Consider the following 26,140-nt stretch of genomic DNA (forward strand, 5'->3'; position numbering starts at 1 on the left):
GGATTGGGGTGGCTTATCGGTCGCGGATGCCGGGAACATCGAACGCAGTGCAGAAGTCGGCAACGTCTCTTCGTACGCTCGCATGAACTTCCTGGTCATCGGGCTGGCGGCAGACCGAGTCGATGAAAGCGGCGATCTGCACCATCTCCGTTTCGCGCATGCCCATGGACGTCACCGCTGGTGTCCCTAAGCGGATGCCGCTTGTCAGCGCCGGATGCCGCCGGTCGCCCGGGACCATATTGAAATTCGCAATGATGCCTGCACGCGATAAGCGCTCCGCATAGGCTTTGCCTGACAGCGGCCGGTCCCGAAGATCAAGGATCAGCATGTGATTGTCAGTGCCCCCAGTGACGAGTTCATAACCTCGCTCCAGAAGCGCCTGGGCCAGAGCCTTGGCGTTGTGGACGATCTGCTGACCGTAGACACGAAAGGACGAGTTCGCTGCTTCCTGCAAAGCGACGGCAAGCGCGGCGATAGTATTCATATGCGGTCCGCCTTGCAGAAGAGGGAACACGGCGCAGATTGTGTTTGCTCTTCGGATGATGGAGGGGCTGATAACGGTCTTCATTCCTTGATAAAATGAAGCCACCCCGGGGACCGCGGATCGACTTGTGAGAGGTGCTGGTGACCACATCGCAATGGGACACGGGGTTCGGATGCACTCCTGCGACAACCAGGCCGCAGATGTGGGCGATGTCAGCCACCAGATACGAGTTCACCTCCGAAGCAATTTCGGCCATTGCCGCGTAGTCAAAAATACGCGGATAAGCAGTTCCGCCGACCCAAATTAGCTTCGGGCGTTCCCGCTTGGCGGTCTCGCGCAAGTGGTCATAGTCAATTTGCTGTGTCTTTTCGTGCAGCCTGTACGGGACGCGCTGATAATCGCTGCCGGAAAAATTGACGGACCAACCGTGAGTCAGATGGCCGCCTTCGGGTAAAGGCAAGCCCATGACTTTGTCACGGGGGCTCAAAAGCGCGCGATAGACAGCCTGGTTGGCTGGCGAGCCTGAATAAGGCTGGACGTTGGCGTGTTCACTGCCAAATAGCGCTTTCAGGCGCTCGATCGCGAGGGTCTCAAGCTCATCGACGATCTCGTTTCCGGCGTAGTAGCGCGCACCGGGGTATCCCTCGGCATACTTGTTGGTGAAAATCGACCCGGTCGCTTCCAACACCGCCGAGGAGGCAAAGTTCTCGGAGGCGATCAGTTTGAGAGTTGTCCGCTCCTGACGCTCCTGTCTTAGAAGCAGTTCGTGAACGCGGGAGTCGACGGCGGCTAAGTGAGGCCGCCCGTAAGTGTCGGGCTGCGCGATGGCGCCGCCGGCGGAGTTATCCATGGTAGTCGCGCTCCATTTGGACTGATCTATTTCACGATCAAGCAGGCGGTCCCTTCAACCGCGCGTCTTGTATTGCTTCCAGGCGTTGTAGGTCTCTTTTATGATGGCCATCATCGTGGGGCAGGAGATCGACCACCAATTGAGCCAGCCCGCCATCCTTGCCTCCTGCTTGCATATGGTACGAAGACTGCGGACGTTGTTCGTTGCAGCAAAGAAAGTTGGCTCTGCCCAGCCGCCGAACGTGGCGTCGAACCTGCTCGCGAGGCAGACTGGTAATATCGGCCAGCTCGCCGACGGTTAGATCCGCATGCGCGCAAAGGCCCAGGATTCGAAGGCGATCAAGATGCGCTGCCGTCCTTAGGCGATTTACCAGTGTCAACATTGGTTGGCATCAACCCGGACGGGATGCAGCAAGCCGCTAGCCCTTCTATCCCCATCAATCCGCATGAGACCTCTCTCGTCATTTGCTGTAAATCCGCTGGTATGGATGCTAATGGAAGATGGATCACAGTCCTTTCTACGACTAAGACGCCAGATATTGGGGCTAATGTACCACCTGACAGGAGACTACACTCACGAACATTATGTGAATTTTTTTTAACGTTGCTGAGAATCAAGGGTGAGGTTTGGCGAATGTCTCGCCGTCGACTGTCGAATCCTGCCCGACGGGATTATGGGGTGCGTAGCCTGCTTGTCCTTTCCACATGACCAGCGACGATGGGGCGGAGGCGGCAGACATAGCTCTGGAGCATGCTGCGGTATCTTTGGCCTGAAGCCGAGGAAGGCGGACCGTGGCTTCCGCGCCGCTGCCGGGAGCCCGCGAACAGGCCAAGTTGATCAGCCGGGTGTTGCCGTCATAGAGCGTGAGACCCAAAGCTGGCCAGCCGCGCCCTGAGGCTGACGCACCGCTCAGCGTCCACCTTGCTCTCGAAGCCCATCGGCATAGCGCCGATAACGACTTGACCGCGTGCGTGTCGACGAGCGATCGGTGAGCGCAAGGATCGAGGGTGCAGTGCAGGATAATGCTGTTTTAAATCAGCGCTGTTTTCAGCCGACTGCCTTGAGCGTGGGCACAAGGATATAGGCCCAAGGCAGGAGATCATCGTCTGCTGTTCGGGAGGCCGCCCTGGGCGCGCGACAGCCGTTCCTTCGGCTGCGCCGCTCCGCCACCATCCGCGCCGTGCCTTCCGGAGACCATTCCCGCTGCCGGCCGGCGCCCGTGAAAACCTCGACCCGGCGCACCGGCTCGAGATGGCTGGGCTCAGCGTAACTCTGAAGTCGTCATATACCGAAGCCTTCACAGACTTCGGACATCCCCCTCACAGTCCGATCCAGATGGCGTCAGGAACACCGCTGCGTTGATGCGGATGAACCCCTGCTTGTGCCACAATGACCCTTATGTCAGCGCGCGAGCCAAAGCTTCCGCGCAAGGCGACGGCTAGGATAAGGCAATGCCGACGAAGGGCACATTGCTTGCCACACTCTGGAATGATGGCATGCTCGGAAGGCCTAGGCTTTGCTCAGGGCCGCCTGCAAGGCGCGCTTTGAGGTTATTCACATAGCCTTCTGCGTAGTCCTGCGCCGTCGAGACCGAAAGATCAATGCCTGCCGCCAAGGCCTCTTCCATCAGGTGCTTTACGAGCCCATTTCGAATGGCCAGCTTGACCTCGGGGCCTGCGATAAGGCCGATCGCCTGCGCGGCCATATTGAGGCCAGCTTCCTCCAGCGCTCGCTTCATATCGCCTCCGTTAATGGCCGTACGCAGGAGATTGGCTGCTTGCGACTCAGCCTCGAGAACCATCGAGGCAAGATCGGCTACTTGTCCGAGGCCCGGAATGAAGCTGAGCAGTCCCACCGCCGTTGCCGCCAAGTCGAGCACTTTCGTCTCGATTTTGAGCACGGAGTCGACGACGTGCATGACGGCCCCGCCGTTCTTTTTGGCTGACTTAATGTCAGGCTGGTCCATCAGGCCCATCTTCATGTCCGCGACGGCATTCTGCTCTTCTGCGGTTTGGGCGCCGTGGGTGATTGGCTGCTGAACGTTGCGGTTCGCAGACGACATGTTTGTGCAAAAATGGGCAAAGTCTTTTTTGCTGATATTGCCGGAATCAACCGTATGCCCGCCGCCAAAGTCGAAGAATTTATGATGGGTCTTATAGCCCGTGATCGAATTGTTCAGGAGGCCAAACAGAAGAGGATCTGAAAGGAGCTGAGAGGCTGCTTCCCGCACTTTCGGATCAAGGCTCTTGTCGTCTTTCATTTTCGCCAGTTTGTCGCGAGTCAGAACACCGCTTCCAAAGAACGTGTCCTGATGGTCCTTGATCATCTCGACCGTATTCAGCTCAGTTTGCGTGAGGCTCATCGACGATGAGGCGACTTGCAGGAAATCCTCTTTGTGCATCTTCCCTTTCGAGCCACCGCACAACTGGTTCCAAGCATCGGGGTGATCGAGGAAATATTGCGCCGCCGCAATGACCTGGGGCGGAAATTTGCCGTTTTTCGATTCGCCGCCGACCATTTTCTTGAACTCATCCAGACTCAGGTCCTTGGACAGATTTTCGGAGTACCGGTAAAACTCCCGCAAGGCATCGCTCAAGGTCATGACCGAAGGCTGCAAACCTCCGCTGCCGTCGGATGGTATGTAGTTCTGCTCGTAGCTTCGCGCTTGGGCTTCCTGAAATGCAGCAACTTGTGGGTGGTGGTTTGAAAATCCGGCCAAGTCCTTGGCGTTGATCTTGCCTCCACAGCGGCCGTCGCCCTGCGAGCCAATCGCATAAAAAAGTCCCGAATCCTGCTGCAGTCCCTGGATCGCCGCTTTCAGATCCGGTGGCGTAGAGGGATCATTGGCTTTGTCGGTCAACGACTTCCAAGTAAGCGGGCATTGGTCCTTGTGACGGTTGAGTACCGCAACAATCTGCAACTCAGCCGTGGTCAGCGACCCACCGTTCCACGTGATTCCGGGGCTCGGCCTGGGAGCCGGCTCGATCTTCGGAGTGACGCCGAGCAGATGTTGGGCTTCAGTCGCCTTGGAGCGTTGCGATTGGTCCTCCTTGAGAGCCGCCCTCATATTTGGCGGCAGCAGATCCAGTGGGTGTTGCTCCAAGCCATTCAATGTCAAGACATCCGGTGCCAGATGGCCCAAAGGGTCCTGCCGCAATTTATCCATTGTCGAATCAAGATTCGACGCTGGCAGATCCCCTTGCGCGAAAGAGCCGGGCTTGTCTGCCAGCACACAAGTGGACAGCATCGCTTCGAAGCACGATGCACTTTGCTGATGCTGGGTCGCAAAATGGGAAACTTTCAGGCCCGGCCAACCCCTTGCGGACTGTAGCGAATTTGAGCGGTAGAAAGTTGAAAGATTACTGGCCGACATTATGCATCCTCAGACGTGACGTTGAAATCCCCACAAGAGACCCCGACAGAAGATCCCTTGCGTTTCACAAAATTCGACAATTCCAAGCGTCGGCAGGTCACGAATGCGCCTGCCCTGCCTTCAATTGCTGTGTTCCGGGCCGGCTCCAAGGTTCGGTCCAACACAATGGCCGGAGTCACCGCGAGAGCTGCCGGGACTCATCATGAGCGGATTAGCTTTCGAGAAACTGACGAGTTTGCGAAGAGTTCACAAAGGGGTAGCCGCAGTCATGTTCTTCAGAGCTGCGGGAAATCCTCAATGTTCATTTCTTGCCCAGCTCAGGCTTCCCGCCAACGCTATCCTGTTGTGGGATGTCAGAAGAATAAGAAGCATCCGGTCGTCCGTCGCGAACGACCGTAGTGGAGGAGCCGCGAAACAAGATCAGCACTGATTCCTTTGGCGTTGCCGCTATGTGAGTCTGCGCCTGCGCCTGCGCCACCAAGCCGTTAAAGGTCTGCTCCACGAGTGCGACGAAGCGCGGTGGACCGGAAACGAAGACGAGGCCATTGCCTGGCACGGGTTTGACCACATAGCGCTCGTCGGAGATATCAAGCTTGTCGAGAGCCCCCTTGAACGCATCGAAGCGAATCGACGTCATCAAAAGCATTCGAGTTTGCGATTCTTGTGCAGCAGACACATAGAGCACAAGGCCGTCATAGTACCATTGTAGACCGTAAAGGTTCGTCAAGCGGTCGAGGAACGCGCGCGGTGGCAAATCAGGCATACGTCCGCGAATTCGCCCCTTCACCGCAGGACTGATGTTGACCCTGATATTCAGGTTGTTGCCGAATTCCTGCAACGCTGCAGCGAGCTCCTGATCCAGAACCGTGTATCTATAGGGTGTCGCCGGAAGGGACAGCGGGACTGCATGCGCCGGGTGAATCCCGGTGGACAGAAAAAACCCGGCACAAAGAAGTCTCAAAACATGCAGGGTGACGGGTTGGATAAGCGTTCTCGGCATGTCGCACTGATAAACCAAACGCTGAAATCATCACAAGTGACTAAATTGCCGAAGAGATTTTAGATTGTCGAAATGACGCCGCCGTTAGTCAGCTTGTTGTCAGCTTGCCCCCCTAGGAGTGTTGCGCCGACACCGGGTGATGAATGGGCGGGGCTCGCCCGGTCAGAGAGAGCAACCGAGTCCTTACATGATGATGCCTGTCACGTCGATCTCTGCCACTCTAACGGCTGGCCTCCCCAGGGTCGGATCACCGTCGATTGTCGAGCAGGCCCAGTTTGAGCGCGCCTTAGGGCATGCAGCCGACTCGCTGAAAAACGATGCCGCCGCGGGGCCAGCGAGTGCGGCGCCAGTTGCTGCGGCGATGGATGTTCAGCGCGCGGCTGCGCCGACGAGCGGCATGGGCGATCGCGTGTTGCAGACGATTTCCTCCCTATATCCACACAACACTGTTTCCTTCCCCGCGCTCGACCATGACATAGCCCTTTCGAAGGGCGCTCTACCGGGACCGGCGCAGAAGCTTCCCGTTCCAGGTGAGGCGGGAACCGGAATCTCGGGCATTCCCCAACAAGGGCAAGACTTCGAAACGATGATGGCTGGTCTTCGGGATGTTTACAACGGCGTCACCCAGGTGGCGCTTATCTCCAAAGGCGTCAGCGGCGTCACATCATCCGTGAATAAACTTTTGAAGGAAGGCTGAACCGCGCGCATGATTGGCTTGGCCGAGGGCGAAATCATGCGTGGCCTGTCAGGGTGGCGGTCGGTTAGACTTGTCATGCTGCCAGTTCTCGTCGCCCTCACTGCTTGCAAAGCCGACCTCTACACGCAATTGCAAGAGCGTGAGGCAAATGAAATGCTCGCACTTCTTGAAGACAACGGGGTCGCCGCGATCCGGGTGGTCGCCAAGGATGGAACCAGCACGATCCAGGTTGACGAAAAGCTGCTCGCCTTCTCAATCAACCTTCTGAACGCCAAGGGGCTGCCGCGCCAATCCTTCAAGAACCTCGGTGAGATATTCCAAGGATCAGGCCTGATTGCCTCGCCGACCGAAGAGCGTGCCCGTTACGTGTATGCCCTGAGCGAAGAGTTGTCGCGGACGATCAGCGATATCGATGGCGTTTTTTCTGTACGTGTTCACGTCGTGCTGCCGCATAACGACCTTGTGCGAGCCGGTGCCACGCCATCCTCGGCCTCGGTGTTTATCAGGCACGACGCAAAAACAAATGTCGCGGCTCTGCTGCCAAAGATAAAGATGCTTGTAGCCGACAGCATCGAAGGCCTGTCCTACGATAAGGTGGAAGTGGTTTTGGTGCCGGTAGAACGGTCCGCACACGAGCAACGGCCCGATCCGACTGCTGTTTTGCCACAAGCATCACTACCTCTTCCTGCGCCACTTCTGGCGACCGTAACAGGTTTTGCCGCAGCCGTATTCGCCGTGGCCTGTTATCTCTTGATCGGCGTTGTTACGCGTCGGCGCAAGCAATCAACCGGCGTTTCCAAGGTCGAGGGGCGCCGGGATGCTTCTGCTGTCGAGGCCATTCGCAAAAGAATGCCTGCAATTGGACGTGGGTGACATCTCATTGCCAATGCCTATACAGACCGCCCGACCTGATGGTCCGCACTTTCCGGGCGCGAGCGAGCTTGCGGCTTCGGCCCATCCAACCCGTCTTGCGGCGCGTCTTGATCCAGCGTTATCGGCCGAAACGTTAGTGAAGTTGCAGAAGTGTTCCAGACTGCATCCAAGGCTGGCAGAATTGCTGGGCAACGATGACGTGGATCTGAACCACATCGGCTGCAGGCCGGACCTTCTACGCGGGCATGATCCATATCGAGCGGCCCTTCTTGCTGGTAGTATCTGGCATGCCCGTTCGCTGGTCGCGTTTGTCTCTCAGCCTGAGCTTGCCATCCTTGTTAAACGCATCGGCGTGGATGCACACGCATTCGGAATCCGACACCTGCTGCATGCTGTTGACAAAAGACTGATCTCGGACCCAGAAAAACTCGCTCAGCAAATCGAATACGATGGACACGCATGTCTTGGAGCTTGGCTCCAGGACAGTTCAGCGACCGAGCGTAACCGCGTGCTTCTTCGATTGCCCGAGGGGACTGCCGCGGAGACTCCAGCACATGAGCATTGGACCGCCGCCGGCCAATTGCTTTCACTTGTAGTAGCTCATTTTGAGACAGAGACCCCGGTGAAATGACAGTCGAACTTTCCGAGGGGCCAATAGCGCCGCAGATGCGTCCAGTCGGACCACTGATACCCGCGAGCGAGCTCGAAACCTGGCACAGCGCCGCGCAAGCCCTTGCCGCGGCAGAACGGCATCGGCAGCGCGTTCGAAACTGGGCACGCGCGGTTTACCAGCGGGCGTGGGCGCGCGGCCACATGGAGGGCTCGAATGCAGGCACCGAGGAGATGGCAGGGTTGATTGCGGAGACAATCTCCGAAATCGCGCGACGAAAGGCGGCTCTGGAGCAGGAATTGCCGCAGCTCGTGATGGAAATATTGAGCGATCTTATCGGCGCTTTCGATCCGGGCGAGCTATTGGTGAGGGCTGTTCGTCACGCCATAGAGTGTCAATACAGCGGCGCCGACGTTTGCCTTCATGTTTCTCCCATGCAAGTCGACATGCTTGCACGAGAGTTTGCTCGATGCGACGGCCAGGATGGTCGACCAAGGGTGCGGATCGAGCCCGACCCGACATTGTCGCCGCAACGCTGCGTGCTGTGGAGCGAGTACGGCAATGTTGACCTTGGACTTGACGCCCAGATGCGCGCGCTGCGCCTTGGTTTCGGGACGCTCTGTGAGAAAGGCGAGCTATGAGAAAGCCCGTCCCAGAACATAACGCTGACGCCGACACTCGAGCTCTCGTTCCAGCAATCTCGTCTTTGAGGGCTGCGGCCAAGCGAATTGACACGCGTGCGGTGCGCGGTCGGATCACGCGGGCTATCGGCACACTGGTTCATGCCGTCTTGCCAGACACTCGTATTGGGGAACTTTGCCTCCTAGAGGACCCGCGAACCGGGCTGTCGCTCGAGGCCGAGGTGATCGGCCTGTCGGGTGATGGTGTATTGCTGACACCGATCGGGGACTTGGTGGGCCTATCCAGCCGCGCAGAGGTCGTGGCCACTGGCCGAATGCGTGAGGTGCCCGTCGGCGGCGATTTGCTCGGTCGCGTGATCGACAGTCGTTGCCGCCCATTGGACGGCAAAGGCGAAATCAAGACCGTCGAAACTCGGCCCCTGCATGGCAGAGCCCCCAATCCGATGACGAGGCGCATGATTGAGCGGCCATTCCCGCTTGGGGTCCGTGTCCTCGATGGTCTGCTGACGTGCGGCGAGGGCCAGCGGATCGGGATTTATGGCGAGCCAGGTGGTGGCAAGTCGACGCTGTTGTCACAGATCGTAAAGGGTGCCGCCGCTGACGTCGTCATAGTGGCGCTCATAGGCGAACGTGGACGGGAAGTTCGTGAATTCATCGAAAGGAATCTTGGTGAAGAGGGCCTTCTCCGTACGGTCGTCGTGGTTGAAACATCCGACCGCTCGGCGGTAGAGCGTGCGCAATGCGCTCCAATGGCGACTGCGCTCGCGGAATATTTCCGCGATCAAGGCCTACGCGTTGCTCTCATGCTGGATTCGCTGACGCGCTTCTGCCGCGCTATGCGCGAAATAGGCCTTGCTGCGGGTGAGCCGCCGACGCGACGGGGCTTTCCTCCTTCCGTTTTTGGCATGCTGCCAGGCCTGCTCGAGCGCGCCGGCATGGGTGAGCGGGGCTCAATCACGGCCTTCTATACGGTGCTTGTAGAGGGTGATGGCACGGGTGATCCAATCGCCGAGGAATCGCGTGGTATTCTCGATGGCCATGTCATCCTCTCACGCGCTATTGCGGCGCGATCGCATTTCCCCGCTATTGATGTGCTGCAGAGTCGCAGCCGCGTCATGGATGCAGTCGTTTCGGGGACACATCGCAAGGCAGCATCCATTTTCCGCGAGCTCCTGTCGCGCTATGCCGAGACCGAGTTCTTGATCAATGTTGGCGAATACAAGCCAGGTGGAGATCCCCTGACTGACCGGGCTGTCGCGTCAATCGACGAACTGAGGGAGTTTCTGCGCCAGAGCGAAGATGACGCGTCAGATTTCGAGGAGACGGTCGCATGGATGTCGCGTCTGACCGCGTAAACTGGATTCAGTCTTCGAGGTTACGGCTTCTGAAGGAAATGCAAGAGCGTCGTGCCCTTGGCGAGCTGTCCAAGAAGGAAGCCCAGCGCGATGTGGCCGCCTCAGCCGTACAAAATGCCTCTAGGGAGCTTGCAATGATACAGCAACATTGTTCAAGAAAAGAAGCAGCGCTCTATCAGCATCTGATGTCACTCGACAACTTGTCTAGCGCAGCGCTCGACCGTCACCGCCTTCACACTGAACAACTTGCCGCTGAGATCAATTCCAGACGGCAGATGCTTGATGATACCCAAATCGCTCAAGAGGAGGCTGAGATGGCGGCGTCCAGGACGAGGGAGCTATGGGTCATATGTTCGGCGGCAAGGGACAAATGGCAACAAATCGAGGACGACGTGCGGCGCGCCGTCGAGACTCATTCGGAGGCCGCAGCCGAGATCGAGGCCGACGATGAGATACTGCTGAAATATGCGAGGGGGTCGCTTGCCTAAATGCCGCGCAACCGGATCCGACGGTCGCAAGAGGTCGTCCGAATGACACGACCGTGCAGTCTTTGATAGGCGCTGCGGTCACACCCGCCATGTTCGAACCAGTTCTGAAACTGTCCCACACGGTTGTCTCGTGGCTCAATGATACAGCAGCGCCGCGCACGCCGTTTCAAAGCCGGATCAACGAGGTGCCGCTATCGGTGCGAACGGCAGGGCTTGTCTGGCAGCAGGAACCTGCTGCCATTCCGATGCTTGACTGCGTCTGGAGAGTGGGAGCCGAAACGGTCATCTTGTCACTGTCGCGCCCGCTCGTAGAGGAGTTCATCACGACAGTGCAGAACGGCTTGGCCTTCCCTTCCGAGCCAACTGCTTCGCTAATTCTCGAACTCGCTCTGGAGCCGCTTGTCACTCGACTGGAGGAGACGACGCGTCTGAACGTGCAACTCGTGCGGGTATGCGAAGCCACGATGCTGGCTCCTCATCTTGAACTCGACATCATTTTCGGCGCGGTCAAGGGCAAGGGCCGTCTATTCCTGTTCACGCCACTTGACGGCTTAGTACCGCCTGCGTTTCGCGCGCTAGGCGAACTGCTTGCCCAGTTGCCGCGGCAGCTGGGCGGGCTGCCTCCAGAGCTCCCGCTCATTGTTGCAGGAGAGGTCGGCACGCTTCGCCTTCCTGCGGCGCTTCTTCGAAGCGCATGTGTCGGTGATGCATTGTTGCCCGATATTGCGCCGTTCGGCCGCGGCCAGATCACCCTAGCTGTCGGCCAGTTGTGCGCCGAGGCGGATCTTGACGGCGATGAATTAATCTTGCGGGGGCCTTTCCGCCCGCGACCGTGTCCTTTGGAGAGTGCGCATATGACACAACCCGGATCGCAACTGGAGCTTACTAAGGATCTCGACGATGTCGAGATCGTGCTTGTCTTTGAATGCGGCCGCTGGCCTATTTCTCTTGGGGAATTAAGAAGTGCCGGCGAAGGGCATATTTTTGAACTTGGATGGCCGATCGACGGCCCGGTCGACATAGTGGCCAATGGTCAGCGTATCGGGCGTGGCGACATTGTCCGCATCGGAGAAGAGCTGGGCATCAGGCTCCGTGGCGGGTTTGCATGCAATGAGTGAAGCTCAGCCGACAATCCTGGCGCTTCTTGCGGTTACCGCCGGACTCGGTCTGCTGGTTTTAGCAGTTGCCACGACAACGGCCTTTGTAAAGGTATCAATTGTTCTTTTCCTCGTCCGCAATGCGCTCGGGACCCAGACCATACCACCCAATGTGGTGCTGTACGCCGCGGCGATGATCCTCACTATGTTCGTTAGTGCGCCCGTTGCTGAGCAGACCTATGACCGCATGTCGGATCCCAAGCTCCACTATCAGACATTCGACGACTGGGTAAGCGCCGCTAAAGCCGGAAGTGAGCCCTTGCGCGAGCATCTCAAGAAATTCACAAATGAAGAGCAGCGGCGATTTTTCCTATCTTCGACAGAAAAGGTCTGGCCAGAGGAAATGCACGCTGCAGCCACGCCTGATGACTTTGCAATACTTGTACCATCTTTCTTGCTATCAGAATTGAAGCGCGGATTTGAGATAGGATTTCTACTTTATCTGCCTTTTATTGTTATAGATCTGATAGTGACAACTATCTTGATGGCAATGGGTATGTCGATGGTCTCACCAACTGTTATATCTGTCCCGTTCAAGATCTTCTTGTTTGTTGCCATTGATGGTTGGTCAAAATTGATGCATGGGCTTGTGCTGAGTTATACGTTACCGGGAGGCTGATCATCACTGAATCCAGCATCATTACTCTTATGAGCCAATCACTGGTGGTTTTCATGATCTGGATTCTACCGCCGCTCATTGCATCAGTGGTTGTCGGCCTCGTCATCGGCATCCTCCAGGCGGCGACGCAGATCCAGGATGAAAGCTTGCCGCTCACCGTGAAGCTTCTGGTCGTTGTCGCGGTGATTGGGCTGTTTGCTCCTGTGCTAAGCGCCCCGCTCATAGAGCTAGCCGATCAGATCTTCACCGAGTTTCCCGCAATGACACTTAGCTACTAGTCCGCCCCATGGACGCGCCATCGGCCGATATTCAAATTCTGATCCAGACGGCTCTCGAACTCGTCGTTGCGGCAGGTCTTGGGGCAGCCCGCGCGATGGGCATCATGCTGATCTTTCCCGTATTCACACGCTCGCAGATCAGTGGGCTGATCCGGGGCTGTTTGGCTGTTGGCTTCGCACTACCATGCCTGGCACACGTCAGCGGCGGATTGCCGGCGCTGGATCCTGATACGCGCCTGATCCAGCTAACCCTGCTCGGATTCAAGGAAGTTTTTGTCGGTGTACTCCTTGGCACTTTTCTTGGCATTCCGCTTTGGGGCCTTCAGGCTGCCGGGGAGCTTATCGACAACCAACGCGGCATCAGCAGCCCGACCGCTTCGGCCGATCCCGCGACGAACAGTCAGGCTTCCGCGATGGGCGTTTTTCTGGGGATCACTGCGATTGCCATATTCGTCGGATCAGGAGGCCTGGAAACTTTGATCAGTGTCCTGTACCGCAGCTACTTGATCTGGCCGGTGTATCAGTTTCACCCGACACTGAGTGGGCCAGGAGCAATGGAGTTGTTGGGGCTTCTCGACAGCATAATGCGCACGGCATTATTGGTATCGGGGCCTGTCGTGTTCTTCCTGATACTGATTGATATATCGATGATGCTGCTGCGTCGCTTTGCCCCGCAATTTAAGGCGAGCCAACTGTCTCCGGCAATCAAGAACATTGTCTTTCCAGTTCTCATGGTCACCTACGCTGCCTATCTGGTGGAGAGCATGAAACTGGAGGTCACACGTGCCAACGGCGTGCTGGAGTGGTTCGACAAATTGCTGCCATGAGCGACACAAGTGAAGAGAAGACACACGCCGCCAGCCCGAAGAAGTTAAGTGAAGCGCGCAAAAAAGGACAGCTGCCACGTAGCTCCGATTTCGTCCGCGCGGTCGGGACTTGCGCTGGGCTCGGCTACCTTTGGCTAAGAGGCAGCGTGATCGAGGACAAATGCCGGGAAGCGCTCCTATTAGCCACCAAGTTGCAGAGCCTACCTTTCGATACCGCGGTGCCGCAGGCATTGGTTGTGCTCGTCCAACTCACAGTCGCGGCTGTTGGCCCGCTGCTTGGAACCCTTGTCGCCGCGGTGATTTTGGCCAGCCTGCTAGCCAATGGTGGATTTGTCTTCTCTCTGGAGCCGATGAAGCTCAGCTTTAAGAAAATTGACCCCTTTGAAGGGCTGAAGCGCTTGGGGTCTGCTCGTTCCATGGTCGAAGTCTGCAAGACCATGTTCAAGGTATTGGTTCTCAGCGCAACCTTTTCCATTGTCCTTCTCGGGATGTGGAAGACAATGGTCCCTCTGCCGATCTGCGGCATGGGCTGTGTTGGCCTCATCTTTATGGAGACAAAATTGCTGATGGGAATTGGCGCCGGCGCACTGCTGGTCGGCGGACTGATCGATCTTCTGCTCCAGCGCGCGTTGTATCTGCGCGAAATGCGCATGACCAATACCGAAGTGACGCGCGAGTCGAAGGATCAGCAAGGAGCGCCAGAGTTGAAAGGTGAACAGCGTCGCATCCGCGAGGAGGCGGCCGACGAGCCTGCGCTTGGCGTGCATCGCGCCACGCTGGTCTTAACAGGAAGGGCGGTCCTGATCGGTCTGCGTTACGTTCGCGGTGAAACCGGGGTGCCGTTCTTAGTTTGCCGTGCCGAAGGTGAGCGCGTTTCACATGTGTTGAGCGAGGCGCGGGCACTACGCCTGACGATCGTCCATGACCATGTCTTAGCGCGTCAGCTGATAGGCACTACAAAACTCGGCCACGCGGTTCCTATGCAATATTTCCAGCCTGTCGCGAAAGCATTCTTTGCCGCAGGCTTGGCCTAGTCATTGGAAGTCCACGACTGCCCAGTTCAAAACTGACCTGGCTCCATGCTAGTGGCAAATGTCGGCTGGCCATCCGTGCCCCAGTGTCTCTGTCAGGCCAACCGCGCAACCGCGGGCCTGGGGCAATCACTCCCCTCGGATCTGCCACCCAGCAACTACGGCAAGTCCTCCGGGCATGACCTTGCAGCCTCTGCTGGCCGGTGCGTGGCGCAGTCCGAGGTTTTGAGGCCGGCAGTGCGGATTTGATTGGTGCAGCCGTTGGAATGCCCTCGTCAGCTAGTCGTCAACTAAGCGCCCTATGTTGAACAGCCGTGCTAACTTGAGCTCGGTTGCGAAACATAGGAGTACGAATCGTCATGTATGGTCGAATTGGTGGCTCATCCGATAGTTACCGCGCGCATAATGCCGGCGAGCAATCGGATGCAGGAAGCGAAGGGTTCGCGGACACATTTGCCCGAATGCACTTATCCGGATCGGAAGGTAGCGGCGCCTCATCATCGGCGGCTCCCCAAGCATACTCCCTCAATTCCCGACCTCCTGTGGTGGAGATCAACAGGACTTCCTTCAGGAGACAGGTGAGGCAATTTCATGGTGATGAAATCACGCACATCGCCGACAATCCTCAAGAGTATTCGGAGTTCGTATCGTCACGAGCCAGGCGCACCGCGGACGTTGCTCAGCAATATGGCATCCGTCGAGATACGGAGCACGCGCGATATTTCAGTTACCAATTGGGAGACCGGAGTGCCGGACTGCTGAGAATGGAAGGCGGATTCAGCATGAACGAGTTCGAATCGGAAAGTTGGCGGGAACAATTTCCTGGTCGAACTGAGGTCACTTCCATAGTGGATCTTCAAGTCGCCCATCCGCTCGTCGAAAATGCGGGCGATATTCTGCTGGAGCATCAACTTCGGATAGACGGCGACCGACCGTTGCTGAATTGGCGTGCGGCTAATCCGGAAGCACAAGCGCGCGCGCAGACGATGGGGTTTGTTGAAGTGGATCATGGCGACCTGGTGCTTGACCCTACGCAGCATCCCGACAAATGGACGAAGAACAGTGCCGGTGAGTGGCAGCGTGCAGGCAAACCTCCACTCTATCTCCACAAAACCGAGGATAGCGACAGCAGCGATAGCGGGTCCGACGACGATTTCATGTGATTTGTCGACCCGCCGCCGAGCCTTGCAACTGGTGACGGTTGCAAGGCTGTTGGCAGTGAATGCTAATTGTCCGGCGACAGCCCCGCCTTAGCGCCAGCGCCGCCGAGCAATCCAGCCCATCTCCCAGACAATAAACTGCGGATGCGCATCGTGGGTGCTTGCGAGCGGATTGTATTCGGGCCGGAACTCCGCCTCTTGGAACCGAGCTCTCCCGAATCCAATTTTCTCCACCACACCGTTGGGTCGTTGCGATGCGCCGATCCCGATCGGATCGGCTATGCCTGCTCCGCGCTCGCAGGAAGACCTTCCGCCTCGATCTTGGCGGCGCGATCTCGGCGATAAGTTGGATGGGAGGCAAGATACGCCGCCACGTCAACAGCCGGTAACGCGACATCGCAAATCGGCCCTGACGGTAGCCGATCGACTCCAATCGCCGGACCGCAACTCGCGCAGCGGCATTCGCGGTTTGGCCAGGAGAAATGCTCGCTGACTCACAGCGTGGCCGGCCGCATTCTGAGTGCCCTGTCATGCAGCCTGCGCCGACGGGAGCTCGGCACGCGAATGGCGTGGTTGGCGGCCAAGCCCTGAGGTCAACAAGGACTTACAGAAAGCGGGGGTGAGTTTGCCGCGATGAATTATGACCTTCTCGCGACCGGACCTAGCATCGGCTTCCTCTCGCTCTCGATTGTAGCCGCGCTGTTCGTTGGATTTAACGTGGCAAGCGGTGAATTCGGAATCAGCCAGCCCTTCCAAGTTTCTGGCCATGACGGGGCGACTCGTGTGGATGTGCACCCACATCGGGCTCGGCATCGCACCATTGACCAGCATCTTGGGCTGCAGCTTCATCTCAAACAGCTTTCCTGGCTCGCCACGCAGCGCGACCGGTGCCTCCGGCGGCATCAATTCGTCGGCATTGCACAAATGTTCCAGGTATTTTTGCGCCGGAAATGCGTAGGTCTTCATGCAATCAGTCGTAATGCCGGCTTTTCCTTCATTCAATGCGTTGGCCTGTCCCAGCACCATGTTCAGCAACCCTTTGAGCTGGTCTGTGCGTTCGTGCACTTTGGGTAGCTGGGTGGAGGTGAGTAGCAGGCGTACATTACGCCCCTGCAACCCGGCGAGACAGGTTTGCATCTCAATGGCCTGGGCTCGCAGGTACTGGGCCACATCGTCCACGACCTTACCGGCCTCCTCAGGCTTCATCTGGCGCACTTGGGAGACGACGCTTTGCTGACCGGCCAGATCGAACTGCAAAAGTTCGTCCAATCGTTTGAGCCGCTCCGTCAATACCTCCATTGACAACGCGGCGCCCCCGATTGTCGAGCCTGCCCCCGACGAACTCGCAGCCACCTCTTGCGCTCTCACCTGTGTACTCGCAACTTGATCCGAGCGCGCGAGAACCTTGGCTGCTGGCACTGTGCCGGCGTTCGCAGCGACTGGTGTTGATGGCTGCCCGGCGGCAGAAGTCCCGGCGCGAGCTGCCGACTTATGCTTTGACTTCCCTTTCCTTCGCGCTGTAGTGCCTTCTGACACTGCAGCCGTACCAGCAGTGCCAGCCGGTATCGCAGCGCCTGCCCTGGCCGGCATCGCAGCGCCCGCCTGGGCCTGTGGCGCCATGATGGCTGACGGCGGAGACTGCAGGTTCAACAAGTGCATGGCATCGTGCGCAGTGATCCATGCATCGTCCACGATCCGTTCGAACAGTTTCAATGGGAGGCCGGCATCTGGGTAGGTATGGCTTAGCTTGGTATGCACCTCGTGCAACGCCAATCCAAAATCCGAAAGCCGCTCCATGATTTTTTCTACAACCGCGCAATCATGAGCGTTGAGTGTTTTGCCATCATCCATTATGCCCTTCGCCAAAGAGAGGGCGCGAAGAGCTTCTTGAGCGGCGCTTGCCATCAGCTGCACCACTCCATTTCGACCGACGAGGAGTTCCTTCAAATCTGGCTCGAACCTGCTCGCCCGCAGTTCAATCTTGGCCCGCGCAAGACCGATCCGCTCACGGACCAGCCAGATCCTGACACTCAGTACCGAGCCGGCACGCAGCCGCAGTGCGCACCGCTCGGCTTCCCGCATCACGGGCGTTCCACTGGATAGGCTAGCGGTGGCAGCGCAGGCGGATCGCTGCCGTTCGGAGCGCCATGCCTTTTTTTCCCACCACTTAATTGCCGCCGTATGGTGGTTCTCCACATTTAAAATCAACAGCTCCTGCCGGTCCGCCTGGGAGTAGGAGTAGAGTTTATCGACCATACCTGCCGCTTTCTTGGTCTTTTTGTCCAATTTCGTGATCGTCGACAGGCCAAGTTTGTCTACTTCATTCGCGGCGTCGCACACGATCTGGCAACATCTACGCACCTTGTCGTCTGGCATAATTGTCTGCGCCTCAGCCGCAGGCAGGCTAGCGCGGTACTCCAGAATTGCTGAGGCTGCATCGACGACCCGACTGATCAGCTCCACCGCCTCCTCGGGGACGTCGGTTTTCCTGGCCGCAGCCTCGCAATCAGTCAGTTGTTGAACAAGACTGTTCATTCTGAGCTGTGTCGGACTGATATCTTCATTTGACGATGAGCTGGTGCCTTCCACCTGCGCGGTTGATAGTTGGCTACCGACCGGCGCCATGGCTTCGCCCTCAGACATGGAGGGAGAACCGCGCCGCCTTGCGGCTGCGCCACGTGGCGCTACGGTTCCGCGTGGTGGCGCAGCGGCTCCACGTCGCGGTGTGTTCAGGATTTGATCTTCGCCAATCGAGGCGCCTGGCAGACTTTCGCGGGCATCGCCTGGACCGCGCGCAACTGGAAGGGAGGAGGGCCTCCTATCGGCGTCCCCAGAGCGCATCTGCTCCACAACGGAATCGAATGACTGTCCACCTTCTCCCGCAGCAAGACTTGATTGCGAAAGGGAACTGCTCGCCCGCCCCGCGCGGCTGGCTCCAGTTTCAGCCTGCGATTTCCGTGGTCGGCCAATGCCCTTCATATTGCGTCTCCGTAGTAGGCGAGAATGTGCTGCTATTGTGCTGGCGGCTGACGAGACCAGCGGCATCTTTCGGTTAACGTCACGGTCAGCCAGACCCGCGACGGCGTAATGTTCCCGCCAAAGTGCTTCTCAGTAGCAGGCCAAGATTGGCCCGAGCTCACAGGACTTTCGCAACGTTGCCATCGATGTCCTGAGATTATCAGCGCTTCAGTCCGCCGATTTCCAGGAACAGCGAATGAAATCAGACCAACTCGGCTAGCTCCCCTTCCTAGACACGTGCCTGACGATTTTATTGATGCGTCACTCCTCTCGTTCGCCACCGACAAAGTCACACATTTGCTTCAGAGAAGCGTGTGCGTTGCGTATCACGCGGACCATTTCGATCTATAGTTACAAAAAGTGTCGAGACGGGACCTTTGGATCCGAAGGTCAGGCACGGCCGGCCTAGATAGACCGCTTGGCTGACGATTAGCTGACGATGGGAGTTCTCACGAACAGGGCAAGAAAATCCGACCGCTTCAAGCTTTCGATATGGTGAGAAGAGGATCCGCACCGGCCTCCCAAAGCCGGCAGACCATCCCATGTTCGTACGGTCGCCGACCTTCTCGAAGCCAATGAGCTCACCGCGCCGGGCCGTGATGTGCAGGCGAGAGAATGGTGATGCAAAGACCGAGTTCCTGCTCGTTGCGTGCGCCCGTGGAGCCAGCAAGAATACGGTCATTGCGGTCATGCAGCACGTGGACCGTGTCTCCTGTTCGACACCACAGCATCGAGGATGCAAACGAGCTGCTGCGGCTGCCATTCGGTCGCGGCATGCGTGGACGGCGGGATTGGCCGAACAGCCGAGATCGTGGTCGACTGTTCGATGCGAGAGCAACATCCTGCAGAGCATACGTTTTTGCGCTGGCCGGTTTTTGTCAAAAGCCGTCAGGTTCTCGAAAGCTCCCGCCCTTAGCTTGATCGAGGCTAACCTTTAACACGTCGCCGCCAATGGCAAATGCCGGAGTACCTGATGATAGCAGCAATTGGGAGTGGAGTTGGCAACCTCGGGACTTCCTTGATCCGAAAGGGCCATGGGGATTCGAAATCCGAGCATTCTGGTGATGGCAAGCCGGCTGATGGCAATGATGGCAAGCCAGCTGGTGGGAATGATGGCAAGGCAGCTGGCGGGAACGATCGGGCGGATAACCGGACCGTTTCAAATGATCAACTTCAAGACAACTCACAGTCTGCAGCACAAAGTGAAGCCTTCCAAAGTATCCTGCGATCGTTCGCGTTCCAATTCGCGAACGATGCGATGGCTGAGGCCGATGAAGCTTTGGATGACACAGAAGATGCCTGACGCGGGAAATCCGGCGTGAGGTCATACAGGCCGTTATTGACGGCACAACTCCAACAGAAAAAGGAATGATCATGGCTGCAGTTGATAATAATAAAAAATCAGGCAATACCAATACCAGTAGCGCCGGCAATACCGATAAAACTAACAGTGGCACTCCCGGCAATACAAGCGGAGCTGATGCTACTGCTTTTCAGGCGCAAGTGCAGGAACTAACCAATGTTAGCTTGGAGGCGACGAAAAGGAGTGTCCAGTTGCGCACTCTAACGACCAATCTCCAGACCATCAAGAAGGCCGCCGACGAACGCGTTTCGTAATGTCGGAAGCGGGTTTTAGACTGCCCCCTAGCGCGTCTCCTTATTGACGCGACGTAGTCCCGAAATGAGCCGCATGGCAATTGCCATGCGGCTTCTATCCTGTTTGAGAGATGCTCTGTGGATGACGCCGTTTCCCTCCGTTTCGAAGTGCGTTCGGGGCACTATTGCGGTCTGACCGGCAAGACGGATCTTCAAAAGTGTTTAATCGGCAGCGGCTTCGATGCCGATTTGGTCTTTGTCGAGCAGGGACTGGCACCGCATCACCTTCGTGTAACTCTTCTTGGCAAGTCGATCGAACTGGAGGCGCTTGCACCCGGACTCAGTATCGAGGGCAACCGGAATATCGCCGCAGGCCAGTCCGTTGTTGTGCCCCTTCCTGTCGTCCTGCTCGTAGGCGAGATGTCCATTGCTTTGTCCGTGCAGGATGCAGAGCCGCCTGGTTCGACCGGCATACCGCGCCTACCGATCGGTGTGCTCGCCATGGTCATAATCAGCTCACTCGGGATCGGCGCGCTTTCAGGCACGATCTCCTATCTTGGCAATGCAAGTGGATCGAGCCCCAATTCACTTCGGGCTGAAGTCGCGTCCAGAACGATCAGTCACCGCGCTGACAATGAACTTACGGAGGCAGCGGCCCAAGAGCTGCAGGAGGAAGTCGATCGAGCGGGTCTTCTCGACGTCAAGATTGGGTCGGCAAAGGGTGTTGTGACCGCCGAAGGCACCGTCACGTCTGAATCGGTCATCAGCTGGCAGAAGCTTCAGCAATCGTTCGATCGTCGCACCAAGGGTACTCTAACACTGGTGAACGGAGTGCTCATCAAAGAGGAGAAGGCGCCATCCGCAATCGCGGTCGAAGCTGTGTGGCATGGGGTCCAACCATATATTGTCATCGACAGCGAGAAGTATTTTGTCGGCGCCATTTTGGCTGATGGATGGGTGGTCGAACGTATTGAGGACAGCCGTGTGCTGCTGAGCAGGAATGGCCGCATTGCTGCTCTCCAATATTGAAAGCTCGCAGGCCCCATCAAGCAGCACTCTATGGCCAGCCAAACATCCTGTCGCGCTCGGTGCTGACAAGCTGGCTGCGTTGGAAACATTTGCTGCCCAGCCATTTCGCGCCTGCTTGTGGCTCTCATGCAGGGTCACGCGCTGGCCAAGGCTGAGGCGCCTTCGGAGTTCGAAAGCCACGTTTCATGGCGTAACAGCAGAGTAAGTCTCAACCGATTGCAAAGGTGTCTCGATGGCCAACGTCCTGCGTGACTTCATCAAGCGTGCGCCGGCCAGCCCGGATTTAATGGTTGCGTTGATGCTGCTTCTGGCTGTCGCGATGATGGTCATGCCTATCCCGGTCGTGGTGGTCGACGCCCTGATAGGATTCAATATGGGGTTGGCCATACTGCTGATGATGGTTGCCCTGTATGTCAGTACTCCACTTGATTTTTCCTCTTTGCCCGGCGTTATTTTGATTTCCACTGTATTCCGTCTCGCGCTCACGGTCGCAACGACGCGACTGATCCTGGCCGAGGGGGAGGCCGGCAGCATTATTCATACTTTTGGCGATTTCGTCATTTCAGGCAATATCGTGGTGGGTTTCGTCATATTTCTGGTCGTCACCATGGTGCAATTCATGGTCCTCGCGAAGGGTGCCGAACGGGTGGCAGAAGTGGCGGCGCGTTTCACGCTGGATGCTCTGCCGGGCAAGCAAATGGCGGTCGACGCAGAGCTACGCAACGGCCACATCGATGCCAACGAATCCCGCCGGCGGCGCGCCGAATTGGAGAAGGAAAGCCAACTCTATGGCGCGATGGACGGCGCGATGAAATTTGTGAAGGGCGATTCCATCGCCGGGCTGGTGGTTATCTGCATCAACATGCTGGGTGGAATTTCGATCGGCCTGCTCTCCAAGGGCATGTCCTTCGGCGAGGTACTGCATCACTACACTCTGCTGACGATAGGCGATGCATTGATATCGCAGATTCCGGCCCTTCTGCTCTCCATTACTGCGGCGACCATCGTCACCCGTGTGACTGGGACGGCGAGGATCAACCTCGGTACAGAAATGGTCAGTCAGCTCACGGCCAGCACTCGAGCCTTGCGACTGGCGGCCGGCGTCCTGGTTGTAATGGGGTTCGTTCCTGGGTTTCCCCTCCCCGTCTTTCTGATGCTGGCCGCAGTGTTCGCTGCGGTAAGCATTGTCAAGGCTGATGTGCTGGGCGCCGGCACTGCCGATGCGAAAGGTGGAACTGCAGCGGAGCCTAAGCAAGCCGCGCCTGCGAAGGAATTCCCGATCGCATTTTTTCTAGCGCCAGATCTTATGCAGGCGGTCGATCAAGCCGAATTGCAAAAACATATTGGGCGCGTTTCGCTCCTGGTCACAGCCGATCTGGGCATTATCGTTCCTCGCATCCCTGTCTTGGTTGACGAGCAGCTGCCTGAATCGCAATTCCGAATTGATGTCGAGGGCGTGCCAGTCGAACAGGACGCCTTAGATCCAAACCAGATGGCGCTCCGAGCCGATGTAGCGCACGTCGACTCGAGCGGTGTCCCCCTTAGACGTGAGCCGAAAACGGACACACTCCCGGTTGAACATACCCCTGCAAAGGCCCTTACGGGCGCCGGCACGGAGCATAGGGCTCCCGGCGAACTCCTCGCCTTGCGCGTCCATGCAGCGTTGACCCGCTACGCACCGCGATTGGTGGGCATCCAAGAGACCCGACATTTCCTGGGCCGAATGGAGCAGGAATATTCTGAGCTTGTGAAAGAGGTGCTACGCACGACGCCGATTCCTCGGATTGCCGATGTTCTGCGCCGCCTCCTGGAGGAAGGTATCCCAATCCGCCACACCCGTCTCGTGTTGGAGGCATTGGCCGAATGGAGCGAGCGTGAGCAGAACGTTGCCCTGCTGACGGAATATGTCCGTTCTGGTTTGAAGCGACAGATCTGCCACCGCCATGCCAACACGGAGGGCATCGTGTCCGCCCTGGTCGTCGAGCGCGAGAGCGAGGATGTGATGCGTGGCGCGGTTCGAGATTCGGATGCAGGCCCCTATCTCGCACTGGAGGATCGGCAAAGCGAAGCGATGCTATCACAGATACGTCAGGTCCTTTCGAACGCAGAACCGGGTCAAACCCGCCCTATTCTGTTGACGTCGATGGATGTCCGACGTTTCGTCCGCGGCTTTCTGACGCGAAACGGGGTTGATCTCGCCGTGCTGTCTTATCAAGACCTCGCCTCCGACTTTACAATTCGCCCCGCAGGATCCGTCACACTCCCGCACGGATCGAACAGCGGATTGTTAGAGTAGTCCCACCTTTCCTAACTGAACGCCACGCGCCTCCCCGATAACTGAGAGATAACATGAATAGTAATACAGTTTCTCCATCGCCTATGTTTCTGCGCCGGAACTCACTTCTTTTTGCCGTACTCGCCATTCTGCCTTTGGGCGGTTGCGCCAGCTGGCAAAAGCCGGCTCTTTCCGTGCAGGAGACATCTTCCCCCGAGTTGCTCAGCGCCGATCAAATCGATCCGGCTATGCGCGAACGCATTTTGCGCGAAGTTGGTCAGGATGTTCAAGAGCGGGCTTTGCGGGATGAGGTGAAGCAGCACCCGGACAATGTTGATGCGGCGATACGACTTACAAATGCCTTGGTGGGCCAGAAGCGCCCGCACGAAGCGGTTGAGGTGCTCGACAGCGTCTTGGTTGCAGCCCCAGGAAACGTACGTGCATTGAATGCGAAGGGCGTGATTTTGGACATTGAGGGGCGGCATGACGCGGCACAGGCCCTGTATCGGCGAGCTCTCGAAAACGAGCCAGGCAATCAGATGGTGCAGCATAACTTCAATCTGTCGCTTGCCTTTAACGGCAAGTCCAAACAACCAAGGTTAGCACGATCGCAATAGGTGGGCACAGTGCATGCGCAGCCTGTTCCCCGGCTCGAACACGCGCTCGGCTCCCATCATAGATGGCCCCCTGAAGAGAGCCATATCTATGCAAAACAGTTGCTCCAGATCTGGCCGGCAGAGATCGGCAGGAGAGCCGGATGACATCACGCGGCCACCCGCAAGGCCACCCGCCTCGCTTCGTTGCCAGAGCGCCCTCTCCCTCGCCGGTCACCGTCTCGCAATGCGGCGACCTGGCTTAAGGCGGTCGACCGAGCGCCCGATGCAGTAGCCATGAATACGTAACGCAGCGATGGACCCGCCGGATCGTGTCGCGCTTGTGCTGGCCGTCCCTGCCATTACAGCACGGTGATTGTAGCTGGATCCTATTCTAGAGGCATCGATGGTGTGGATGCCTTCGATCCAAACAATCGATTTGTTGAATTCGTCCGCCTGAGGAAATTAGCTGCGGCGATCCGACTTCCGACGCCTGCAGGCGCAAAACCAACAGCGTGAGCGCTGCGGGTCCGGAGGCAGGCTGCAAAGTGCAATCACCAGCGCTGATAAGCGGCAAGTGAAGAATGTATCGCTCGGGCGACTCCTGTGTTGTGCACGGTTGCCCCGCGAGGTGAACTGTAGCAGCTTGGCAGCTCAGCGTTCACGAAAGGAGAAAAGATTTGGGGCCAAGCAAAGACCGGCTTTTTTGATTGTCTTGCTGTATCGCTATGGTGGGGCGGGCGCGACCGCTCCCATAATTCAATACGCTGCCTTTAGCGATGGACGATGACGGGATGCGTCGCCGAGACTTCAATGGTGGAGGAGCAGCGCACCCGTCGATCCATTTGCTTTCAGCGGCAACCGCCACTATGAAGCGACACTTCGCCCAACTGTGTTTCAAGCTGCCCGGAGAAGTTTATGACAGAAGAACCCCACAAGACCGACATCCTCATCGAGCTCACTGCCGATGTTGTATCAGCCTACGTCTCCAACAACCCCGTCCCGGCGGGGGAGCTTCCTGCCCTGATCGCCCAAGTGCACGGGGCTCTAAACGGCACGGCTGGACTCATACCGGCAGAAGAGCCTGTGCCTGTAAAAAAACCTGCTGTCCCGATCAAAAAGTCGATCGAACCGGACTACATCATTAGCCTTGAAGACGGCAAGAAATTCAAATCGCTAAAGCGCCATCTGGCGACGCACTATGGTCTGACCCCAGACGAATATCGCGCCAAATGGGGTCTGCCGTCGGATTATCCCATGGTGGCGCCGAATTACGCCGCTGCGCGCTCCGCCTTGGCCAAGACCATGGGACTCGGCCGCAAACCGAAAGAGCCGGAAGCCCCAGCCACGGCGCCGGCGAAACGGACCCGCAAGAAGGTCGCAGCCTAAATCCGTATCAACAGTCGTTCGGACGCGCAGCAGCCGTTGGCCCAATCTGCGCGGAATCAAAGGGCGGGGATGAGCCCCGCCTTTCCCGTCCAAGAGCCTCATTTCCAGAGTAATTCATGATGGCTCCAGCAATCCCTGCCGCGGCATTAACTTGCATGCTCCGGCCCGGGTTTCGAGCCGTCAATGCGTTCCGGCGATGACGAACCTTGCCAAGGCTTTCCCGGACCGTTAGCCAGCCTTGCTGAGGCTGCCTGCAGAGGACTTTCCCGTGCGGCGATCCTGTTCCACCTCGTAGTTGATCTTCTGGCCCTCATTAAGGGTCGACAGGCCCGCTCGTTCAACAGCGGAAATGTGGACAAAGACATCCTGACCGCCGTTGTCAGGCTGAATAAAACCAAAACCCTTCGTGCTGTTGAACCACTTCACCGTTCCAGTCGCCATATCCATTCCTTTGTAATAAGTCGCAACTTAGGCAGGCCATTCACGCCAGCCTGATTTGTACACGAGACTTTAGGCGCATCAAAATCGGAAAATTGCAAGGCCCACTCGATCGCCTGATCTCCAGCAGCAACTGCAACATATGCGAGGCGCGTGCCAGACGAGGCGTATGCCAGACGTTTCGTCGTGCGCTGTCGCTCGAACGTTGACAGAAACAATGACACACCTTGCAAACTCGGCACATCTTGTGGACGTGCTCGGGTCGCTTCTCGACTGCGATACCCGCTCCTGACCGGGTATCGTCGGCCAAAATGAGGGTTTTTGTCATGTGCCGCCAGACCGAAAGATCAGGCGCGCAG

23 protein-coding genes and 1 pseudogene are annotated in these 26,140 nt (G+C 57.6%); 19 read left to right on the plus strand and 5 right to left on the minus strand.

Annotated elements, in window-relative coordinates; translation table 11 throughout:
* Nucleotides 1-13: 13 nt before the first annotated feature.
* Nucleotides 14-1,334, minus strand: a pseudogene (gene glyA, locus EOA24_RS01465) (serine hydroxymethyltransferase).
* 100 nt (nt 1,335-1,434) lie between these two features.
* Between glyA and EOA24_RS41355 the strand changes: the two are divergent.
* Entirely contained in the window at nt 1,435-1,635 is a 201-nt protein-coding gene (locus tag EOA24_RS41355) for a hypothetical protein (RefSeq protein WP_024505365.1), read from the plus strand.
* A 1,137-nt stretch (nt 1,636-2,772) separates the two neighbouring features.
* Here EOA24_RS41355 and EOA24_RS01480 read toward each other — a convergent pair.
* Nucleotides 2,773-4,707, minus strand: coding sequence for an HrpF/NolX family T3SS translocon protein (locus EOA24_RS01480; protein WP_024505366.1), 1,935 nt, complete (start codon nt 4,705-4,707; stop codon nt 2,773-2,775).
* Between the two features lie 301 nt (nt 4,708-5,008).
* A complete protein-coding gene (locus EOA24_RS01485; protein ID WP_024505367.1) occupies nt 5,009-5,707 on the minus strand; it encodes a secretin N-terminal domain-containing protein in 699 nt (232 codons plus the stop codon).
* Nucleotides 5,708-5,894: 187 nt separating this feature from the next.
* Here EOA24_RS01485 and EOA24_RS01490 point away from each other — a divergent pair, with 187 nt between their 5' ends.
* The 12 genes from EOA24_RS01490 to EOA24_RS01545 all read left to right on the plus strand — a co-directional run bounded on the left by EOA24_RS01490 (nt 5,895) and on the right by EOA24_RS01545 (nt 15,446).
* Complete coding sequence (locus tag EOA24_RS01490) at nt 5,895-6,404, plus strand: nodulation protein NolB (protein WP_024505368.1); 510 nt, start codon at nt 5,895-5,897, stop codon at nt 6,402-6,404.
* A 9-nt stretch (nt 6,405-6,413) separates the two neighbouring features.
* Entirely contained in the window at nt 6,414-7,277 is an 864-nt protein-coding gene (gene sctJ, locus EOA24_RS01495; protein ID WP_024505369.1) for a type III secretion inner membrane ring lipoprotein SctJ, read from the plus strand.
* Nucleotides 7,222-7,908: a nodulation protein NolU gene (locus EOA24_RS01500; RefSeq protein WP_269470858.1), complete on the plus strand. Its 687-nt coding sequence runs from the start codon at nt 7,222-7,224 to the stop codon at nt 7,906-7,908. The genes sctJ and EOA24_RS01500 overlap by 56 nt, the downstream gene beginning before the upstream one ends.
* Nucleotides 7,905-8,528, plus strand: a complete 624-nt coding sequence (sctL, locus tag EOA24_RS01505) for a type III secretion system stator protein SctL (protein ID WP_024505371.1) — start codon at nt 7,905-7,907, stop codon at nt 8,526-8,528. The genes EOA24_RS01500 and sctL overlap by 4 nt, the downstream gene beginning before the upstream one ends.
* Nucleotides 8,525-9,883: a type III secretion system ATPase SctN gene (gene sctN / locus EOA24_RS01510; RefSeq protein ID WP_024505372.1), complete on the plus strand. Its 1,359-nt coding sequence runs from the start codon at nt 8,525-8,527 to the stop codon at nt 9,881-9,883. Before sctL ends, sctN begins: the two co-directional genes overlap by 4 nt.
* On the plus strand, nt 9,859-10,371 hold the full coding sequence (locus tag EOA24_RS01515) for a hypothetical protein (RefSeq protein WP_032899688.1): 513 nt from the start codon (nt 9,859-9,861) through the stop codon (nt 10,369-10,371). Before sctN ends, EOA24_RS01515 begins: the two co-directional genes overlap by 25 nt.
* 89 nt (nt 10,372-10,460) lie before the next feature.
* The gene (sctQ, locus tag EOA24_RS01520) at nt 10,461-11,489 is read left to right on the plus strand and encodes a type III secretion system cytoplasmic ring protein SctQ (protein ID WP_095769044.1); all 1,029 of its coding nucleotides are present in this window, start codon (nt 10,461-10,463) and stop codon (nt 11,487-11,489) included.
* Nucleotides 11,482-12,147: a type III secretion system export apparatus subunit SctR gene (sctR, locus tag EOA24_RS01525; protein WP_029354851.1), complete on the plus strand. Its 666-nt coding sequence runs from the start codon at nt 11,482-11,484 to the stop codon at nt 12,145-12,147. The genes sctQ and sctR overlap by 8 nt, the downstream gene beginning before the upstream one ends.
* Before the next feature lie 2 nt (nt 12,148-12,149).
* Nucleotides 12,150-12,425: an EscS/YscS/HrcS family type III secretion system export apparatus protein gene (locus EOA24_RS01530; RefSeq protein WP_024505375.1), complete on the plus strand. Its 276-nt coding sequence runs from the start codon at nt 12,150-12,152 to the stop codon at nt 12,423-12,425.
* An 8-nt stretch (nt 12,426-12,433) separates the two neighbouring features.
* Nucleotides 12,434-13,252, plus strand: a complete 819-nt coding sequence (gene sctT, locus EOA24_RS01535) for a type III secretion system export apparatus subunit SctT (RefSeq protein WP_024505376.1) — start codon at nt 12,434-12,436, stop codon at nt 13,250-13,252.
* Entirely contained in the window at nt 13,249-14,286 is a 1,038-nt protein-coding gene (locus EOA24_RS01540; protein ID WP_024505377.1) for an EscU/YscU/HrcU family type III secretion system export apparatus switch protein, read from the plus strand. Before sctT ends, EOA24_RS01540 begins: the two co-directional genes overlap by 4 nt.
* Nucleotides 14,287-14,642: 356 nt before the next feature.
* On the plus strand, nt 14,643-15,446 hold the full coding sequence (locus tag EOA24_RS01545; protein WP_024505378.1) for a hypothetical protein: 804 nt from the start codon (nt 14,643-14,645) through the stop codon (nt 15,444-15,446).
* 525 nt (nt 15,447-15,971) lie between these two features.
* Here EOA24_RS01545 and EOA24_RS01550 read toward each other — a convergent pair.
* Nucleotides 15,972-18,068: a hypothetical protein gene (locus tag EOA24_RS01550; RefSeq protein WP_245473975.1), complete on the minus strand. Its 2,097-nt coding sequence runs from the start codon at nt 18,066-18,068 to the stop codon at nt 15,972-15,974.
* A 1,366-nt stretch (nt 18,069-19,434) separates the two neighbouring features.
* Between EOA24_RS01550 and EOA24_RS01555 the strand changes: the two genes are divergently transcribed.
* The 6 genes from EOA24_RS01555 to EOA24_RS01580 all read left to right on the plus strand — a co-directional run bounded on the left by EOA24_RS01555 (nt 19,435) and on the right by EOA24_RS01580 (nt 25,343).
* Complete coding sequence (locus tag EOA24_RS01555) at nt 19,435-19,764, plus strand: hypothetical protein (protein ID WP_081714433.1); 330 nt, start codon at nt 19,435-19,437, stop codon at nt 19,762-19,764.
* A gap of 71 nt (nt 19,765-19,835) precedes the next feature.
* Nucleotides 19,836-20,078: a nodulation protein NopA gene (locus EOA24_RS42750; RefSeq protein ID WP_224570034.1), complete on the plus strand. Its 243-nt coding sequence runs from the start codon at nt 19,836-19,838 to the stop codon at nt 20,076-20,078.
* 117 nt (nt 20,079-20,195) lie between these two features.
* A complete protein-coding gene (locus EOA24_RS01565; protein ID WP_024505382.1) occupies nt 20,196-21,086 on the plus strand; it encodes a hypothetical protein in 891 nt (296 codons plus the stop codon).
* Nucleotides 21,087-21,318: 232 nt separating this feature from the next.
* On the plus strand, nt 21,319-23,382 hold the full coding sequence (gene sctV, locus EOA24_RS01570; RefSeq protein WP_024505383.1) for a type III secretion system export apparatus subunit SctV: 2,064 nt from the start codon (nt 21,319-21,321) through the stop codon (nt 23,380-23,382).
* A gap of 53 nt (nt 23,383-23,435) precedes the next feature.
* Nucleotides 23,436-23,978 (plus strand): tetratricopeptide repeat protein, encoded by a 543-nt coding sequence (locus EOA24_RS01575; protein ID WP_081714429.1) that lies wholly within the window; start codon nt 23,436-23,438, stop codon nt 23,976-23,978.
* Between the two features lie 894 nt (nt 23,979-24,872).
* Nucleotides 24,873-25,343: a MucR family transcriptional regulator gene (locus tag EOA24_RS01580; RefSeq protein WP_024505385.1), complete on the plus strand. Its 471-nt coding sequence runs from the start codon at nt 24,873-24,875 to the stop codon at nt 25,341-25,343.
* Nucleotides 25,344-25,571: 228 nt separating this feature from the next.
* On the opposite strand, the gene EOA24_RS01585 is transcribed toward EOA24_RS01580, so the two are convergent.
* Nucleotides 25,572-25,784, minus strand: coding sequence for a cold-shock protein (locus EOA24_RS01585; RefSeq protein WP_008874821.1), 213 nt, complete (start codon nt 25,782-25,784; stop codon nt 25,572-25,574).
* Between the last annotated feature and the right edge of the window lie 356 nt (nt 25,785-26,140).

This window comes from Mesorhizobium sp. M2A.F.Ca.ET.039.01.1.1 (assembly GCF_003998035.1).
GTDB lineage: Bacteria > Pseudomonadota > Alphaproteobacteria > Rhizobiales > Rhizobiaceae > Mesorhizobium.

Bases quoted from the DNA above. Each gene is read 5' to 3' on its own strand.
- EOA24_RS41355 (WP_024505365.1), top strand. From the start codon at position 1,435: ATGATGGCCATCATCGTGGGGCAGGAGATCGACCACCAATTGAGCCAG.
- EOA24_RS01480 (WP_024505366.1), bottom strand. From the start codon at position 4,707: ATGTCGGCCAGTAATCTTTCAACTTTCTACCGCTCAAATTCGCTACAG.
- EOA24_RS01485 (WP_024505367.1), bottom strand. From the start codon at position 5,707: ATGCCGAGAACGCTTATCCAACCCGTCACCCTGCATGTTTTGAGACTT.
- EOA24_RS01490 (WP_024505368.1), top strand. From the start codon at position 5,895: ATGATGATGCCTGTCACGTCGATCTCTGCCACTCTAACGGCTGGCCTC.
- sctJ (WP_024505369.1), top strand. From the start codon at position 6,414: ATGATTGGCTTGGCCGAGGGCGAAATCATGCGTGGCCTGTCAGGGTGG.
- EOA24_RS01500 (WP_269470858.1), top strand. From the start codon at position 7,222: ATGCTTCTGCTGTCGAGGCCATTCGCAAAAGAATGCCTGCAATTGGAC.
- sctL (WP_024505371.1), top strand. From the start codon at position 7,905: ATGACAGTCGAACTTTCCGAGGGGCCAATAGCGCCGCAGATGCGTCCA.
- sctN (WP_024505372.1), top strand. From the start codon at position 8,525: ATGAGAAAGCCCGTCCCAGAACATAACGCTGACGCCGACACTCGAGCT.
- EOA24_RS01515 (WP_032899688.1), top strand. From the start codon at position 9,859: ATGGATGTCGCGTCTGACCGCGTAAACTGGATTCAGTCTTCGAGGTTA.
- sctQ (WP_095769044.1), top strand. From the start codon at position 10,461: ATGTTCGAACCAGTTCTGAAACTGTCCCACACGGTTGTCTCGTGGCTC.
- sctR (WP_029354851.1), top strand. From the start codon at position 11,482: ATGAGTGAAGCTCAGCCGACAATCCTGGCGCTTCTTGCGGTTACCGCC.
- sctT (WP_024505376.1), top strand. From the start codon at position 12,434: ATGGACGCGCCATCGGCCGATATTCAAATTCTGATCCAGACGGCTCTC.
- EOA24_RS01540 (WP_024505377.1), top strand. From the start codon at position 13,249: ATGAGCGACACAAGTGAAGAGAAGACACACGCCGCCAGCCCGAAGAAG.
- EOA24_RS01545 (WP_024505378.1), top strand. From the start codon at position 14,643: ATGTATGGTCGAATTGGTGGCTCATCCGATAGTTACCGCGCGCATAAT.
- EOA24_RS01550 (WP_245473975.1), bottom strand. From the start codon at position 18,068: ATGGCGCCGGTCGGTAGCCAACTATCAACCGCGCAGGTGGAAGGCACC.
- EOA24_RS01555 (WP_081714433.1), top strand. From the start codon at position 19,435: ATGATAGCAGCAATTGGGAGTGGAGTTGGCAACCTCGGGACTTCCTTG.
- EOA24_RS42750 (WP_224570034.1), top strand. From the start codon at position 19,836: ATGGCTGCAGTTGATAATAATAAAAAATCAGGCAATACCAATACCAGT.
- sctV (WP_024505383.1), top strand. From the start codon at position 21,319: ATGGCCAACGTCCTGCGTGACTTCATCAAGCGTGCGCCGGCCAGCCCG.
- EOA24_RS01575 (WP_081714429.1), top strand. From the start codon at position 23,436: ATGAATAGTAATACAGTTTCTCCATCGCCTATGTTTCTGCGCCGGAAC.
- EOA24_RS01580 (WP_024505385.1), top strand. From the start codon at position 24,873: ATGACAGAAGAACCCCACAAGACCGACATCCTCATCGAGCTCACTGCC.
- EOA24_RS01585 (WP_008874821.1), bottom strand. From the start codon at position 25,784: ATGGCGACTGGAACGGTGAAGTGGTTCAACAGCACGAAGGGTTTTGGT.